At 69.3% G+C, this 14,045-nt stretch carries 12 protein-coding genes and 1 pseudogene; 6 read left to right on the top strand and 7 right to left on the bottom strand.

Translation table 11 applies throughout. From position 1 onward, the window contains the following. Nucleotides 1-17 precede the first annotated feature (17 nt). The 4 genes from vanX to AB0L06_RS42900 form a co-directional block, all read right to left on the bottom strand. Nucleotides 18-626, bottom strand: a complete 609-nt coding sequence (gene vanX / locus AB0L06_RS42885) for a D-Ala-D-Ala dipeptidase VanX (protein WP_500237485.1) — start codon at nt 624-626, stop codon at nt 18-20. Beyond that, a complete protein-coding gene (gene vanA, locus AB0L06_RS42890; RefSeq protein WP_500237486.1) occupies nt 623-1,663 on the bottom strand; it encodes a D-alanine--(R)-lactate ligase in 1,041 nt (346 codons plus the stop codon). The genes vanX and vanA overlap by 4 nt, the downstream gene beginning before the upstream one ends. After that, nucleotides 1,660-2,649, bottom strand: coding sequence for a D-isomer specific 2-hydroxyacid dehydrogenase family protein (locus AB0L06_RS42895; RefSeq protein WP_500237496.1), 990 nt, complete (start codon nt 2,647-2,649; stop codon nt 1,660-1,662). Before AB0L06_RS42895 ends, vanA begins: the two co-directional genes overlap by 4 nt. A gap of 795 nt (nt 2,650-3,444) precedes the next feature. Beyond that, a complete protein-coding gene (locus AB0L06_RS42900; RefSeq protein ID WP_500237487.1) occupies nt 3,445-4,659 on the bottom strand; it encodes an MFS transporter in 1,215 nt (404 codons plus the stop codon). Between the two features lie 85 nt (nt 4,660-4,744). On the opposite strand from AB0L06_RS42900, the gene AB0L06_RS42905 reads away from it, so the two are divergent. Then, a complete protein-coding gene (locus AB0L06_RS42905) occupies nt 4,745-5,287 on the top strand; it encodes a CGNR zinc finger domain-containing protein (RefSeq protein ID WP_500237488.1) in 543 nt (180 codons plus the stop codon). A 206-nt stretch (nt 5,288-5,493) separates the two neighbouring features. Here AB0L06_RS42905 and AB0L06_RS42910 read toward each other — a convergent pair whose 3' ends face one another. Beyond that, nucleotides 5,494-6,510, bottom strand: coding sequence for an NADP-dependent oxidoreductase (locus AB0L06_RS42910; RefSeq protein WP_500237489.1), 1,017 nt, complete (start codon nt 6,508-6,510; stop codon nt 5,494-5,496). Between the two features lie 100 nt (nt 6,511-6,610). Here AB0L06_RS42910 and AB0L06_RS42915 point away from each other — a divergent pair, with 100 nt between their 5' ends. Further along, a complete protein-coding gene (locus AB0L06_RS42915) occupies nt 6,611-7,543 on the top strand; it encodes a LysR family transcriptional regulator (RefSeq protein WP_500237490.1) in 933 nt (310 codons plus the stop codon). A 91-nt stretch (nt 7,544-7,634) separates the two neighbouring features. On the opposite strand, the gene AB0L06_RS42920 is transcribed toward AB0L06_RS42915, so the two are convergent. Beyond that, nucleotides 7,635-11,267 carry an nSTAND1 domain-containing NTPase gene (locus AB0L06_RS42920; RefSeq protein ID WP_500237491.1) on the bottom strand — a complete coding sequence of 1,211 codons (3,633 nt, stop codon included), beginning with the start codon at nt 11,265-11,267 and terminating at the stop codon, nt 7,635-7,637. On the opposite strand from AB0L06_RS42920, the gene AB0L06_RS42925 reads away from it, so the two are divergent. The 3 genes from AB0L06_RS42925 (at nt 11,210) to AB0L06_RS42935 (ending at nt 12,969) form a co-directional block, all read left to right on the top strand. Continuing rightward, nucleotides 11,210-11,596, top strand: a complete 387-nt coding sequence (locus tag AB0L06_RS42925) for a TraG/VirB4 family ATPase (RefSeq protein WP_500237498.1) — start codon at nt 11,210-11,212, stop codon at nt 11,594-11,596. The genes AB0L06_RS42920 and AB0L06_RS42925 overlap by 58 nt on opposite strands. Next, nucleotides 11,593-12,435 (top strand): DUF8128 domain-containing protein, encoded by an 843-nt coding sequence (locus tag AB0L06_RS42930; protein WP_500237492.1) that lies wholly within the window; start codon nt 11,593-11,595, stop codon nt 12,433-12,435. Before AB0L06_RS42925 ends, AB0L06_RS42930 begins: the two co-directional genes overlap by 4 nt. Nucleotides 12,436-12,606: 171 nt before the next feature. Continuing rightward, on the top strand, nt 12,607-12,969 hold the full coding sequence (locus AB0L06_RS42935; protein ID WP_500237493.1) for an ATP-binding cassette domain-containing protein: 363 nt from the start codon (nt 12,607-12,609) through the stop codon (nt 12,967-12,969). On the opposite strand, the pseudogene AB0L06_RS42940 reads toward AB0L06_RS42935, so the two are convergent. Then, nucleotides 12,964-13,482, bottom strand: a pseudogene (locus AB0L06_RS42940) (transposase); the annotation flags it as partial. The gene AB0L06_RS42935 and the pseudogene AB0L06_RS42940 overlap by 6 nt on opposite strands. 36 nt (nt 13,483-13,518) lie before the next feature. Between AB0L06_RS42940 and AB0L06_RS42945 the strand changes: the two are divergent. Then, on the top strand, nt 13,519-14,045 hold a 527-nt coding region (locus AB0L06_RS42945; RefSeq protein WP_500237495.1), incomplete at its 3' end, for a TraM recognition domain-containing protein.

Consider the following 14,045-nt stretch of genomic DNA (forward strand, 5'->3'; position numbering starts at 1 on the left):
TGCAGTGGAGACTCCGATCACGTGATGGGAAAGTCGAAGTAGACATCAGGATGGGGCTCGTTCCTCAGCGTGTAGTGCCACCATTCGCAGTCGTACCGATCGAATCCGCAGTCCTCCATGATGGAGCGGAGATGCTCACGGTTCTGGGTCTCGGTAGGCGTGATTCCTCGGGCTCGATGATGTGAGATCGGATCCATGAGGTCGTGGCCGCCACCCATGGGAACGAGTTCACCGGTGGCGAGGTGATAGAGGGTCAGGTCGACGGTGCTGCCCCTGCTGTGGCCCGACTTCGCGACCACATATCCGTTCTCGAACATCTGGGGCCGGTCGATGTTCGGGTAGTGCCGCGGTTTGGTCCGGCCGTCCTCAGGCTGTTCCGACCAGCGCAGGAAGCAGTCGACGGCGCGTTGGGGGCGATATCCGTCCCAGAGGAGCAGCCCGAGGCCATGGGAGGCCGCCTTCTCGCGTGCTTGCTCCAGGGCCGCGCACAGGGGCCGGGTGCCGACGATGCGATTCGCGAGATAGCCGTCCACCGGCTTGCCGGTGAAGTTGTCCCAGGTGGCGTACTTGGCATCCCAGCGGACGCCCGGCACCCATTCGTCGACGTAGACGAAGTCGTCGTTCATCGCTTCTTCCCGTGCAGTGCCATCGAGACGAGCCGGTCGATCACGTCGGACAGCGACAGTCCCGCGGCGGCCATCATCCGCGGGTAGCGGCTGTAGGACGTCAGGCCGGGCATGGTGTTGACCTCGTTGAGCACCACCTGTCCGTCGTCGGTGAGGAACATGTCGACGCGGGCGAGTCCCTTGCAGCCCAGGACTCGGTAGATCGTCTTGGCGGTCTCCTGGACGAGCCGGCGCGAGTCGTCGGAGATGTCGGCGGGAACGATGAACGTCGAGTTCTCCGATCCGGTCTCGGGTGAGTCCTCCTGGTGGATTCTGAAGAATCCGTGCGAGAGGTCGACGCGATCCACCTCGCCGGTGACCACGCCGAACCGTTCTTCGAGGACCGCGCAGCCGATCTCGCTGCCGGCCACGGCCTCCTCGACCAATGCCTTCGAGTCGTACTGGTGCGCCGCGCTCAGCGCGCTCGCCAGCTCGCTTTCGTCGGTGACTTTGCTGACGCCGTACGAGGAGCCCGAACGGGCCGGCTTCACGAAGACCGGATACCGGAAACTGTCGGGATCGACCTTCTCGTCCTCCGCGACGACCCTGAAGTTCGGTGTGGAGATTCCCGCGCTCTTGGTGACGGCGTAGGCCAGGGACTTGTCCATGCACACGGCCGAGCCCTGGATGTCGCAGCCGACGTAGGGGATACCGGAGAGCTCCAACAAGCCCTGGATCGCGCCGTCTTCACCGAACCTGCCGTGAAGCACGGGGAAGACGAGGTCGAGGCGCATCGCCTCGTAGCCCCCCTGGCCCATGACCAGCAGACCGTGCACGCTTCGGTCCGGTGACAGCGTGACGGGACGGGCGCTGCCGTTCTCCCAGTCCGCGGCGGGGCCGTCGCACAGTTTCCAATCGCCGTCGGCCGAAATGCCGATCCAGAACGGCTCGTACTTCTCGGTGTCGAGGTTCCTCGCGACCTCGCGCGCCGACTTGATGGAGACGGCGTGTTCCTCGCAAGCGCCTCCGAAGATGACTCCGACCTTCAACCTGCTCATGCTGTTCTCCCTTTCTCGAAGTTCAGGCAGTTGATGAGACTGTTCTCGACGATGTCCTTCAGGGCGTGGTCGGTGTCGTAGGCGGAGTGCGGACTGATCAGCACATTCGGCAGGCGTTGCAGTCGCACCAGGGCCTCGTTCTCGAGACGCCGGTCTCGGCAGTCGGCGTAGAAGATGCCTTCCTCGCCTTCGAGGACGTCCAGTGCCGCGCCGCCCAGCCTTCCGCTCTCCAGTGCGTCAAGGAGGGCCTCGGTGTCGAGCAGAGGCCCGCGACCTGTGTTGACGATGTACGCGCCGGGCTTCATCCGCTCGATGCGAGGGCGATCGAGGAGATGGCGGGTGTCCGCCGTGAGCGGGGTGTGGAGCGTCACGATGTCGCTCAGTTCGATCAGTTCGTCGAACGACACGTGGTCGGTTGAGGCGTGGGATCGGTTGTCGTGGATCAGCACGCGGCAGCCGAAGCCTCGCAGCCGGTCGATGACCGCTGTGCCGATGCGGCCCGTTCCGACCACCCCGACGGCCAGGTCCCGCAATTCCTTGCCGCGAGCGTCGCTCAGCCGATAGTCGTGAGCGTCGGTGCGGCGGACGGTGGATTTCGCGTGGCGCACCGCCATGAGCATCAACATCAACGTGTAGTCGGCCACGCTGTCCGGTGAGTAGGCGACGTTGCCGACCGAAATGCCGACGTGCTCAGCGCACTCCAGATCGATGTGGTCGTAGCCGATGCTTCTGGTGCAGAGGTATTCCACACCGGCCTTGCCGAGCGCCAGAAGCGTGGGACTGGTGATCCGGGTCTTGTGGCTCACGCTGACGCATCGGTTGCCACGCGCCAGTTCAGCATTGGTCTCGCAGACTGCGGCCTCGGTGATGGTCAGCGACAGTCCGAGGCGCGGCCCCATCTCCTGGAACAGGCCGGCTTCGTCCTGGCCGCATCCGAAGACCGCGAGTCCTGTCGTCGGGATGGACGAGGGAGACGGCTCGCTCATCGTTCGGACGCGACGTTCCGTGGCCGTTTCGCTGGAGATCAGACCCAATTCGTTGGAGTCCATGCCCCAAGTCAAGACAACACCGTGTTGCCAGGACGTATGCGATTCTCGATACGCGGACGATAAGCCGCTCCAAGCTGCCGGATCACGTCAGCGCAGCGGCTGAGCATGTCCCGCAAAGGCGCCTTCCTCAAGCGGGGGGCGTGCCGGGGTCCCCAATGAAGCAAGAATATTCCAGATCCCAGCGGAGAACGTCTCCATGGATGCTTTCAGTCAGCGAATAACTGGCGCCACCGGAACATTCCCCGCATTCTCCTTCACAGGAGAGGCTTTTCCATGAACTCGCTTCTCTATTGGCTCTGGCCACGCCATCCTCATATATCGACCTCGAGCCCACCAACGATGATGCGAGTCCTCATGGGCGAGATGACCGCCCACGGCGCTGACGCGGTGCCGCCCCCCTCGACCATGTGTTGGCTGTGGGGCAGAGTCGGAGCCAGGCTCTCAGGTCGGGCAGCAGGTCCCGGCACACGGTCGGCCGGGCCGCCAGCCGTAGCGACCCGGCAGGGAGCCCGTCGCGTTGTGCGGGCCAGGTCGCGGATGGCAGCGACTGCGATCGCGGCGTGGGCATGAGCGAGGATCCGGCGGCCGAACGCGGTCGGCTGCGGACGTCCGTGCCGGGTCAGCACGGGTCGACCAGCCCATTGACGTCGGCGTGGTCGCTCGGTGGGCCGTGGCACTAACTAGCGGCCTTCCTCGGTACTGGCACCGAACGGGCGCATTGGGCCGGCGAAGTCAGCGGGCGCGGCGTGGGGCCAATGGCACCGCGGCCAGCGCCGCGAGCGCCGTGCCCGCCCAGACCAGCGTCCAGGACGAGGCGTGCAGAGCGGCCGGGATCAGCAGCGGGGTGAGGAACCCCGCCATGAAGATCGTCGTGCCGGTGAGGCCGAGCGCGGTGCCGGCCCGGTCCGCCCCGGCGGTCACGGCGGCCTCGGTGTAAGCCAGTCCGTGCCAGGCGTTGGCCAGCAGAGCGGCGAGGGTGAGCCCGGCGACGGTGACCGGCACGGGGGCGTGCGTCAGGACGGCCGCGCCGCCCATCGCGACAGCGGTGGCCACGCCGACCGCCCGCAGCAGGGTCCGGCGGTTGCCGCGCCGGTCGCTGAACCGGCCCGTCCAGATGCGCATCGCACCGCCGCCGAGCTGGCCGATGGCCACGGTCAGCGTGGCGTACCAGCCGGCCGCGCCGCGTGCGTCGTGCAGGTAGATCGCCGCGAACGACAGCACGGCGAACTGCGGGACGGTGAGCAGGCCTCCGGCGAGGGCGATCCGCCACACCAGCGGGTCTCGCAGCGGCGAGGGGCCACGCCCGGCGGCAGTGCCGGGCGCCGGCTGCTCCGGGCCGGGGTCGCGCAACCAGAACCAGGTCGCCGCGGCCGTCGCGAGGCTGACGATCGCGCACACCCCGAACACGGCGCGATAGCCGTGCGCCGCGGCGAGCCAGGGCAGCAGCGCGACGCCGAGCGCGCCCCCGGCCGGGATGGCGGTCTGCCGGATGCTCATGGCGAAGCCGCGTTCGTCCTCGCCGAACCAGGTCATCACCGCACGTCCGGACGCGCTGTTCATCGCGCCGCCGAGCAGGCCCGCCAGCAGCAGGCCGATGGCCAGCGCGGTCTGCCCGGCGCCGTCGGCCGGGGTGAACGCGGCGGCCATCACCGCCATCAGCAGGCCGCTCGAACCGAGCCCGGCGAGCAGCACCGTGCGGTCGCCGAGCCGGTCGGTGAGCAGCCCCCACAACAGGTCCGAGGCGGCGGTGCCGAGCCCGAACAGGCCGACGGCCAGGCCGAACCCGGCGGTGGACAGGTGATAGCCCTCACGCATCGTCACGCCGGTGACCGGCAGCCCGGCAAAGCCGAGCGCGAAGCTCGCCTGGGCCGCCACGCCCACGCCGAGAACGAGCCAGCGCCGCCGTGGGCGGACCGCGGGCAGGGGCGCAGCGGTGATCGACGCCATGGACATCCTTCCGAAATAACCATTCGAGGCGGTTACCAACCTGGCCCGTGCTTCCATAACCTGTCAAGTCGGTTACTGTCGGGATATGGAGTTCACGTTCGTCGGAGGGAACCTGGGCCTCGACCTCGCCGGGACGGTCGGCGCCCGCAGGAGTCGCCTTGTCGAGCTGCTGCCGACCCCCGTCGACCTGGCGCGCTGGACGGTGGCCGCGAACCTGCTCGACACCGAGCCCGCTGTGACCGAGGCGGATTTCACCGCCGCCCAGGAGCTGCGCGAGGCCGTGTACCGCCTGGCCATCGCCGCGCGCGAGGGGACCGCCTACGACGCGACCGATCTCGCGGTGCTGAACCGCGCCGCCGAACCCGCGCCGCCCACCCTGCGCCTGGACGGTCCGGGCACCCTCGCGCGCACGGGCGGCGTGCGCGCCGCGCTGGCCGCCGCGGCCCGCGCGTCCGCCGAACTGCTGGGCGGCCCCGACGCGGCACGCGTGCGCGAATGCGAGGCAGGCGACTGCACCCGCCTGTACGTCGACGCCTCACACCGGGGCACCCGCCGGTGGTGCGACATGCGAGGCTGCGGCAACCGCGCCAAGGCGTCCGCCTACCGCGCCCGCCACAAGCCCGCCTGACACCGACCAGCCCCTCAGCCAGCGGCGATGCAGGAGCGCGTCTCGCCCAGTGCCGCAGGCGGCTCGGGGCCTGACGCTGCCGAGCTCACCGCACGCGAGAGGGAATCGCGAAGGCCCACTCCAGATCCTTGACGCACCCCAGGATGCCCGCACCGCACCAGGGCGCACCCACTGAAGGCCGCTCGGCGCGGACCTTGGGGGCCGGTCTACGGACGGGCTTGGGTGCGGTCTCGGACGATGATCTTGCCGGTGTTCTCGCCGCGCAGCATTCCCAGGAACGCGTCCACGATGTGCTCGAAACCGTCGACCACCGTCTCGTCCAGAGCGAGCCGGCCGCTCTGCAGATGCGGCACCGCGAACTCGTACAACTCGTCCTGCAGGTCGCGGTAGTTGCTGACCAAGAAGCCCTCCATGCGGAGGCTCTTCTCCACGATGTCCGCGTAGTTGAAGCGCGGCGACGGGGCGTGGGGCGTGTTGTACTGGCTGATCGTGCCGACGCGGACGATGCGTCCGAACTCGCGCAGCGCTCCGACCGCCGCGGCCAGCTGCTCGCCGCCGACGTTGTCGACGAACACGTCGATGCCGCCCGGCGCGGCCTTGCCGAGCAGGTCGGCGGCGGGCCCGTCATGGTAGTCGAAGACGGCGTCATAGCCCACCTCCCGCGTGATGTGGGCGGCCTTCGCCGCCGAGCCCGCACTGCCCACGAGCTGTCCGGCGCCGAGCAGTCTGGCGAACCGTCCGGTCGCCGTGCCGACCCCGCCCGCGGCGGCCGACACGAACAGGTCCTCGCCCTCCTGGAGCCGGGCGATCCGGGTCAGGCCCACATGGGCGGTCAGGCCGGTGCCGCCGAGGACGCTCAAGTACGCGGTCAGGGGCACCTCGTCGAAGCGGGGCAACCGTCGGATCTCCTCGGGCGTGACCACCGCGTGCGTGCGCCAGCCCTGCCGGTGGAAAACGATCTCGCCCTCGGCCAGCCGAGGCGTGCGCGAGGCGATCACCCGTCCGATGGTGCGGCCCTCCAGCGGCGCGTCGAGCGCGAAGCCGCCGGGCACGTCGTCCATCATCTCGCGGTGGTACGGGTCGACGGACCAGTAGAGGTTCTCCACGAGCGCGCTGCCGGCGGCGGGGTCGGGAATCGTGGACTCAACAAAGGCGAAGTGCTCGGCGGTGGGAAAGCCGTGCGGACGGGCGGTCTGCTGCACGGTGAGCGCGGTCTCGTTCATGCCCGGACCGTAGGGCGGGAATGCGCCACCTGGGCAGCCGGTTGCGCTCATACGAAACACCGTTCCATGAGCAGTTCTCATACGACGAGGTGAGCACCCCGTGGCCCGCACGTCCGACACCGATCTCACCCAGCAGGATCTGCGCGTCCTGGTAGCGGTCGCGGACACCGGCGGCTTCTCGGCCGCGGCCGGCACACTCGGTCTGACCCAGTCCGGGGTCTCCCACTCGGTTCGCGGCAGCGAGCGCAAGATCGGCGCCGTCCTCTTCGAACGCGGCCGCACCGGAGCCCGCCCCACCCCAGCCGGAGAGAAGGCCGTCGCGCACGCCCGCCGCGTCCTCCGCCTGCTGGACGTCCTGACCGCCGAGGCGCGCGGCGCGGCCCGATCCGATGCCGCGGAAGGGCCACTGCGGATCGCGGCTTTCCGCAGCGCGGCTCTGCACCTGCTGCCGCCCGTCCTGCAGCGGCTACGCGCCCGACACCCCGGGATCGAGCCGCAGGTGCGGATCGTACGCGAGGTGGGACGCGGCACGGCCGGCGAAGTCGCCGACGGCAAAGCCGACATAGCCATCGCCACCCTGGGCGGCTCCGTGCCACTTCCACCAGGTCTGACCGCGAGCGGGCTCCTCGAAGAGCCGTATGCCCTGGTGCACGCGGCGGGTCACCCCTCCCCACGCTCGCTGCCGCTGGTCGACTGGGCCGAAAGCTGTGGTTCGTACACGCGCGACTGGTGGGATGCCCAGGACTGGATCCCGAAGGCGACCATCGAGGCCGAGGACGACGGCGCGGTGCTCTCCTTGGTGAGCGGAGGCCACGGCATGGCGGTCATGCCAGCACTTTCCTTGGTCGGAGCACCGAAATCAGTCGGCATCACCGACCTCGGCCCCGACCGCCCGACCCGCCAGGTCGGCTATGTCACCACCACCGAACTGGCCGGATCCGCCGTCGTGCGCGCCTTGGTGAGGGAACTACGAGCAACAGCCCCGCAGGTTAGGACCCTTCTCAGCGACGAGTTGGATCAGATCGAGCGCTGACCGGGCTTGACCGGTAGCGACGCCAGGGCCGACAGGGCTGATACCACTCCCCCGGTAGCCGGATCGGCGGTCGTGCCAAGTGCGCCGCTGGTCACTGGCAGGGTGGCTGGTAGGGCCGGTCTGGCAGGAAACGTTTCCATTGCTGTCGGGTGATCGGATCGCCTGCCGAATTGCAGAGGTTGGTGATGATGGGCTTCGGACTGATGTCCCACAGGTCGATCCCGCTGCTGGCCCGGACCACGGCGAGTTGCCGGCCGCCCGGGCTGAAGGCGAGCGAGTAGAGGTTGGCCGACGAACCGGGCAGGTAGGACTCCCGGGTGGGATAGTTCGGGTCGGTCAGGTTCCAGATCTCTGGGCGGTACCCCTCATCCGAACTCGAGGAGATGTCCACCCTGACCAGTGCGACATGGGTTCCGTCGGGGGTGAAGGCAATCGGTCCGCCGTATTCGCCGATGGTCACGTTGGCCGGTGGGCCGGACGGTCGGTTCCGGTCGAGGTGCCACAGCAGCAGGCTTCCGTTGCTCTGGTAGGTCGCGAGCAGCTTGCCATCCGGTCGGAAGGCCAGGTGCGCGGAGTCGACGCCCGCCGCGAGCTGCCGCGACCACAGTTCGGTGGGGTGCGCCGGATTCGCGAGGTCCCAGCTCCTCACCTGCACTCTGGTGTTCGGCCGGGAGTCCGTCGTCTTCCTCAGGGGCGAGTCCTCGGTGACGAGCGCCTTCCCGTCCGGGGAGAAGGCAAGCGCCGTGCTGGTCGCCTGGATCCGGGCGACCTGCCTTGGGTTCCGGGGGTCTGCGATGTCGAAGAGACGGACGGCCGGTGTCGAATGGTTGGCGGCGACCCAGCCGTTCATGTCGGACACGGCGAGCAGGGGCTTGGTGGGGCTGAAAGCGATCTCCTGAATGCCGTTCTTCACCTCGTCACCGATCGTGGCCAGGGGCCGACCGGTGGGGTGGGCCGTGTCGCGCAGGCCTACGCCCACGTATTGCGTCTTGCCGTCCTTGTCCTTCTTGTAGACCTCGGCGTCGGCGAGGAGGCTTCCGTCGTGGCTGAGCGCGATGCCCACGGCCGTGAACATGTTGGGAGCCGGTGTGGTGGCCAGCAGCCTGGCTTGCTGCCATCCGGTCACGTCCACCAAGTAGTTCTCACCCACCCCTTCCATGGCGATGAGCTGCTTTCCGCCCGCCGCCCGGAAGGCCAGTTGGCCTGCCGTTCCGGGCACCAACGGCAGAAACGCGCTGGCTCCGGGTTGAGCGGTGTTGGACGCGTACCAAACGAGGACGCCCCGGGTGGTGCTTTGCAGCAGTCTGCGGGGCTTGCTCGGGTCGAACAGGACCGTCCCGGTCCCTTCCGAGGAAGATCCCCGGCTCGGCATCGACGTCCCAGGCACGATCGAGTCGGGATCAGGCGCGGTGGAGTACATCCACATGTGCCATGCGGTGCCGCACGCCCCGACAATGTGATCGTGGGCGGGGCTGAACGCCAAGGAAGTCATGTCATCGATGCAGGCCGAGGAAGCGCGCTGCCTTGGTTTTATCCACCGGGGCGTACGTGGCTCGTCGAGTCTCCACAAGCCCAGGTCTTCTTCGGATTTCACTGAGACCGGAGCCGCCAACAGACGTCCCGTACGGTCGAAGGCCACCCGGTGCAATGCGCTCTTGGTCGCCTGCACGCGGGTGTACGACGCGCCTTTGAGTGTGGCGACCCGCTTGGGATGCCCTGCGTCAGCCACGTTCCAGAGCTGGATCCGACCGTCCACGCTCATGCTGGCGAGCAGGTTGCGCTGGGGAGAGACGGCCAGCGAGTCGACCTGCGTTGAGTGTTCCTGTAGGGACGGCAGCGCAGCGAGGGCGGCGCGGTTGCCGATGTTCCAGAGGAGGATCTCTCCCGTGGAGACGCCGGCGAACAGGGTCTTGCCGTCCGCACTGATGGCAAGTGCGGTGGTGGTGCCTCCCACTGTGAGCGCGGCGGTTCGAACCGGGTGGACGGGATCCGTGATGTCCGACAACTCGACTGTCGCCGTGGTCGGCCGGCCGCTGTCGTAGGTGACCGCGGCGAGTGTTCGGCCGTCGGGGCTGACAGCGATGGGCCCGACGGTGTCCGCTGCGATTCGCGCCGAGCCGCTCCTGGAGCGCAGCACGATCGAGTCGCCGGTCGAGATCGCGAGGACCCGGCCGTCCGCGTTAGAGGCGAGGTCGTAGGACGCCCCCTGCGCGTTGATCACACCTGGCGTCCGCTGGCTGTTCAACAGCGCGCCCTGCCCGGCCTTGTGGTCGACCCGATACGCGAGCAGGCTGAGCTGTTTGGCCAGCCCGGGCTCGTTGACGCGCAGATTCTCGGCCTCGGCGGCGAGGTACCTGGAGAGGTCGCGTTCGTGTGCCTGCTCCGCCTGTCGCTGGAAGGTGGCGGAACCGGCCAGGCCCGCCGAGGCGAGCAGCGCCAGCACGGCGAGGAAGGCCACGGAGATCCGTCGGCGAAGGACGCCCCGGCGTTCCAGACGCATGGAGGTGTCCACGAACTCGGCGAGCAGGGGGTCGAGATCCTTCGCGCTCGCCGAGGCGGCCTCGGCACGCTGGCGCAGAGCCGCCAGGCGGTTTCCCCGGTACAGCAGGGACGGATCCCGCTCGAAGCGCTCCCATGCCGTGACGTCGTCGGCGAGTTGCTGACGATCGCGCAGCCAGTCGCGGTCCGCGTCCACCCACTCCTGCAGGAGGGGCCACGCGCGAATCAATGCCTCATGGCTGATACGGATGGTGTCCTGGTCGACCGTGAGCAGACGGGCCTCAGTGAGCCGGTCGAGCGCCTCCTGCGCAGCTCGGGTGTCGGTCAGCCCGTGCAGGAGGACGGAGCGGTCCATGGGCTGGGCCGTGTCGACAGAGTCCATACCGACCCGGACCAGTCGGGGCAGCATGACCTTGACGGCTTCTTGCCCCTCTGGGCTGAGCGCCTCGTACACCCTGTCGGCTGTATGGGCGATCGCCTGCGAGATCCCGCCGGTCGCGCGGTATCCGGCGACGGTGAGACGCGATCCGGTGCGTTGCTGCCAGGTCGCCCACAGCGCGTGGGACAGCAGCGGAAGCGCACCGGCCTCCGGACGGCCGCCATCCATCGCGCCGAACTCGTGCAGCATCAGGTCGGCGAGCCCGTCGTCGAGTTTCAGCCCCGTCTTGGCGGCCGGTTCCTCAATCGCGGCACGGAGTTCGTCCTGGTCCATCGGCTCGATGAGCAGCTGCCGGTCGCGGAGAGCCGCGAGAAGGGCAGGCTCGGCGGTGGCCTGGCCGTAGAAGTCGGCTCGCAGCGCGAGGATCACGAACGTCCGCGGCGGACTGCCGTCCACCGGCGTGGCGATGGCGGTCAACGCCTGTAGGAACGCGGCCCGTTCCACTTCGTCCTGGCAAAGCGTGAACAGTTCTTCCAACTGGTCGACGAGCACGACCAGCCGCCGTCTCGGGTGGTCGGTGAGGAGTCGGCCGACCCAGGCTGTTGCTTCTTCGGGGTCTCCACGGATGGCTTCGACGCCGTCGGGAGGTGCGTCGAGCTGTCTGGCAAGGCGTCGCAGCGGGCTCGTGCCTGGGGTGAGTCGCAGGACTACCCAGCCGGCGGATGTGGCCGAATCGTGGGCACGCAGCCTGTCCAAGAGTCCGGCGTTGAGCGGAGGACGAGGCGTGGCTGCTGATGCGCGACGCCGAGGGCGCCAAGTTCCTGTACCGCATGGCCAAAGCAGCAAGGAAGCACTGGGCCGGACTCGCGGTCATCAGCCAGGACGCCGCCGACCTGCTCGGCTCCGACCTCGGCCAGGCCGTGGTCGCCAACGCCGCCACCCAGATCCTGCTCCGCCAGGCCCCACAGGCCATCGACGCCATCGCCGACGCATTCGCGCTGTCGGACGGAGAACGCGGCCTGCTGCTGTCGGCCGAACGCGGACGCGGCCTGCTCACCGCCGGATCCCAGCGGGTGGCATTCCAGGTGATCGCCAGCGACGCCGAGACCCGCATCGCCACGACCGACCCCGCCGAGCTGGCCGATCTGGACGAACAGGAGGACGACCTGCTGTGAACCCCGACCCGTGGTTCGTTCCACGACTGCTGCTGACCTGGCTGTACGGCCACTACCTGATCGTCGCGCCGCCCCTGATCGCCGCGGACACGGTCCGGTACGCCGTCCTCCGCGCGCGCCAACGGCGGATGGCAGCCGGGAGCCGGTGCGTCGAGATCCAACCGCCGCCGCAGGCGGACCTGGCCAGTGCGCACGCGCTGTGGAGCAACCTGATGGGGCTACTGCGTCCGGCTTGGGCCCGCGTGCTGTTCGGGCAGCCGCATCTGGCCTTCGAGTACCTCTTCAACGCGGGTGGCACCCGCATCCGGCTCTGGGTGCCCGGCAACGTCCCGGACGGTCTGGCCGAACACGCCGTCGAAGCCGCCTGGCCGTCCGCCCGCACCACCACGATCCCCGCCGACCAAGCCGTCCCAATCCCGCCGTCGCAGTGGGCGTCCGGAGGCTGGCTGATGCTGGCGCGCGGCGAACATCTCCCGCTGAAGGATCGCCACAACAACGACCCCCTCCGCGCCCTGATCGGCGCCGCGTCGGCCATGCCCTACGGCCAGCACGCCTGTGTGCAGATCCTGGCCCGGCCCGCGACCGGACGCCGCCTGGCCCCTTTGGACCTGCTGGCCGTCGAACGCCACACCCGCGCCCTGCTCACCCTCCTCGAGCCCGCCCGCCGTCGTGCTCCGGTCCCTGTGAGTCGGGACGTGAGCGACCGCGCTGGCCAGATCGAACACACCGCCCAGGCACGCGCCGCCGCGGACAAGGCGGCCCAGTCCCGCTATGCGATCGCCATCCGGTACGCCGTCACCACCATGCCCTCCGATCAGCCCGTGACTGCGACTATCTAGGAGGCTCGCCGCAGCGCCGTCGTCGGACGTGCGCACGCCATCGCGTCCGCCTTCGCCATCTACTCCGGGCACAACCGGCTGGAGCGTCGCCGCCTGCGCCGTCCCGCCCAAGCTCTCAACGGGCGTCATCTGGGGCGCGGTCAGCTGGTCTCGGTATCGGAGCTGGCCGCCGTGGCCCATCTGCCCTTGGACGAGGCCGTCCCCGGGTTGAACCGCGCGGGAGCCCACTCGGTCGCGCCGTCCCCAGCGATCGCCCGCCACGGGCCCGATGCCAAGCCCCTCGGGGATTCCGACTCCGGCACGGCCCGTCCGGTCGGGCTGCGCGTCGCGGACGCCGTCCACCACGTCCACGTCATGGGCCCGAACGGCACCGGCAAGTCCACGTTGCTCGCCCAGATGATCCTCGCCGACGCGTGCGCCGGACGCGGCACCGTGGTCATCGAGGCCAAGGGAGTCTCAATGACGAAGCCAAGCCGCTTGCGTGACCGGCGGAGCGGAGGTGAAGACCCGTCCGTCACGCAGCAACGCCTATAGCACGCTGGCTCGTTGGCGGGCCAGGGCGATGACGGCCTGGACGTGTTTGCAGCCTTCGCCGCGCTTCTCGAGGTAGAAGTCCCGGTTCGGGCCCTCGCGCATCATGCTGGTCTGCGCGGACAGGTAGAACACCCGGCGCGGACGGCGGCTGTAGTGCTTGGGCCGGTGCAGGTTGCCGGTCCGGCGGCCGGAATCATGCGGGACGGGCACGAGCCCGGCCGCCGACGCCAGGTGGCCGGCGTCGGCGTAGGCAGACAGGTCGCCGGCGGCGACAACGAACTCGGCTCCGAGTATCGGGCCCATGCCGGGCAGGGACTCGATGATCTCGGCCTGCGGGTGGCTTCGGAACGTCTCGTGGATCTGCTGGTCGATCCGCTTCAGCCGGTCGTCCAATGCCAGGATCTGCATGGCCAGGTCAGCCACGATCTGCGCGGCGACTTCCTCGCCGGGCAGCGCGGTCTGCTGTGCCTGGGCGGTCTCCAGCGCGGTCCCGGCGACCGCGTCGGCGCCGCGCTGGAGACCGCCCAGGCACACGTCACCAGCCCCATCATGAACAAGCTGCGCGCGTTCCTGCTGCGCCCGTTCGTCCGCGACGTGCTCGGTTCGGCCCGCTCCACCTTCGACACGGGCGACATCCTGGACGGCGGCATCCTGCTCGTCCGGCTCCCCAAGGGCGTGCTCGGCGACGACACCGCGCGCCTGCTCGGCTCGATGATCCTGGCGCAGGTCTGGCAGGCCGCCGCCCGCCGCGCCCGCCTCGGCCACGCCCGCCCACACGCCGCCATGTACGTGGACGAGTGCCACAACTTCCTCACACTGCCGCACGCCCTGTCGGACATGCTCGCCGAAGCCCGCGCCTACCGCGTCTCACTCACGCTGGCCCACCAGTACCTCGACCAACTCCCGCGCGCCCTGCGCCAGGCGATCTCCTCCGACGCCCGCAACAAGCTCTACTTCGCCCTGTCCCCCGACGACGCCGCCACGGTCGCCACCCACTTCCGGCCCGTCCTGTCCGCGCACGACCTGGCCAGCCTCGCCGCCTACCAAGCCGCAGCCCGCCTGGTCGTCAAGGCCGC

The sequence above is a fragment of the Spirillospora sp. NPDC052269 genome (assembly GCF_040679435.1).
Taxonomy (GTDB): Bacteria; Actinomycetota; Actinomycetes; order Streptosporangiales; family Streptosporangiaceae; genus Spirillospora.